The 1,927-nt window shown below is 45.5% G+C and carries 3 protein-coding genes; all 3 read left to right on the top strand.

Features of this window, described 5'->3' with window-relative positions; genetic code table 11:
• Positions 1 to 266 (top strand): hypothetical protein (locus F6K38_RS40630; RefSeq protein WP_287360511.1); only part of this gene is annotated, 266 nt, incomplete at its 5' end.
• The gene (locus F6K38_RS40625; protein ID WP_287360510.1) at positions 259 to 1,344 is read left to right on the top strand and encodes a linear amide C-N hydrolase; all 1,086 of its coding nucleotides are present in this window, start codon (positions 259 to 261) and stop codon (positions 1,342 to 1,344) included. The genes F6K38_RS40630 and F6K38_RS40625, both read left to right, overlap by 8 nt.
• Before the next feature lie 110 nt (positions 1,345 to 1,454).
• Positions 1,455 to 1,685, top strand: a complete 231-nt coding sequence (locus F6K38_RS40620) for a hypothetical protein (RefSeq protein WP_131827239.1) — start codon at positions 1,455 to 1,457, stop codon at positions 1,683 to 1,685.
• The last annotated feature ends 242 nt before the right edge of the window (positions 1,686 to 1,927 follow it).

Raw genomic sequence — 1,927 nt, 5'->3', positions numbered from 1 at the left:
AGTCGCCAAGGTCACAGATGCTGATTATGGTAGCGCTTGCTCGTGAGTCCAAGTCCTTTGAGTTGCGAGGTTCTCAAGGCTGGGTTGGGATGGTGGCGCGATCACTAGTGGCGAGGTCTAGAGAAATTTGGAAGGATATGATACATTCCTTACTGGTGCAATCTACATTAATCAACACAGGAGGCATAAGTTATGCACTTCATTGTGCGAACTTTCAAAGCATTATTGATCTGTGGGTTAATCATAAATCTGGTTTTTTTGAGTGATGCTCAAGCATGTTCACGGGCTCTTCATGCGTCTTATACAGAAGACGTCACACCGACCTATGCTGTCACTGGCCGCAGTATGGATTGGTATGAAGACATTAAATCCAATCTATGGATGTTTCCGGCTGGAATGGAGCGAGATGGGGTAGTAGGTAAGAATTCTGTTGAGTGGAAGTCAAAATATGGAAGTGTGATCGCTGCTGGCTTCGATACAGCTACTGCTGATGGGTTGAATGAAAAAGGCTTGATGGCAAATATGCTGTATCTTGGCGAAGCAGATTTCGGCGAGCGTGACACCTCCCGTGAGGGAATATCATGGTCAGCATATACTCAGTATATTTTGGACAATTTTGCAACGGTTCAGGAAGCGGTAAGTGCATTGGAGAACGATGAGTTACAAGTCGTTGCCTCACCGCTTCCTAGCGACAGCGGTCTCGCCCATCCCCCTACACTCCATTTTTCTCTTTCAGATCCACTGGGTGACTCGGCTATCTTTGAACACCTCGAAGGCAAGCTGGTTATTCACCATGGAAAGGAATTTGCGGTGATGACCAACTCTCCTATCTACGACGAGCAAATAGCACTCAATGGTTATTGGGAATCAGTAGGTGGCGATGCTATGCTACCTGGAACACGCCGAGCAGCTGACAGGTATGTACGAGCGAGCTATTACCTAAAGAATCTACCTACTCCTCAGTCCGACAGACAAACACTGGCCAATGTAATGTCGGTCATGCGCAATGTATCAGTTCCATTCGGAGCAAGTGATCCAGAACAACCCAATATTTCCACTACCATTTGGCGAACAGCAGCAAATCACCTTAGCAAAGTTTATTACTTTGAATCCACTTTATCCCCCAATATTATTTGGGTCGAGCTGACAGCAGATGACTTGAAAGAAGGAGCACCAGTCAAGAAGTTGGAACTCTCAGGAAACTATGATCTAGTCGGTAATGTTACTGGTGATTTTATTGAAGCAGAGGCATTCAAGTTTACTGGCCCCTGCGATGAGGGAATTCCAATTGAAGACCTTCCAGATTTCTGCCTTGTCCGGTATAGCAGTCGATGTAAAGCTTAAGACATATTTCTGCTTCCTGCTCCCTACTCCCTACTCCCTTTCAACCAAAATACTCTGTCCTAAACTATACTTCGGTTGCTATAAGCTCAGTAGTCCCATCCTAGGCTAGCTTGAGGTACGAAACCCAGCTAAGACAAGCCTTGGCGTGGCTAATTAACCTTCCCGAAGGAGTCGCCCCAGAGCATCGGCTACCCTTCGGGAAGGCTACGCCAACATCGTTTGGGTCAGGCTATCCCAGGCAAAAGCCAATCATGAGTTACCCTGTGTATATGGTGCAGTTACAAGAGGTGCGACCCGTGGCGAATTTAATTCGCCAACGGAAAGCGCACCTAAGGAGATAAATCGAGGTTCCTTAAGCTTGAGAAAAATGTCGCTTATATCAATAATGATAACTATTACATCAGTGATATTAGTAAAATTATTGGGATTATAGTGAAAATGCTTAAAGGAGAAGGGTAAGCATTTAGCAGTCAGCAGTCAGCAGTCAGCTTAAAATCAACCTCGTTCCCGGGTGTAGTAATTAGTAAGTCCAGTAGGATGGGTTAGTGATAGCGTAACCCATCATTAATTGACGGTTAGTCTG

This window comes from Moorena sp. SIO3B2 (assembly GCF_010692525.1).
Classification (GTDB): Bacteria; Cyanobacteriota; Cyanobacteriia; order Cyanobacteriales; family Coleofasciculaceae; genus Moorena; species Moorena producens.
Note: the sequence above shows the minus strand (reverse complement) of the source record. Positions and strands in the feature narration are given on the sequence as shown.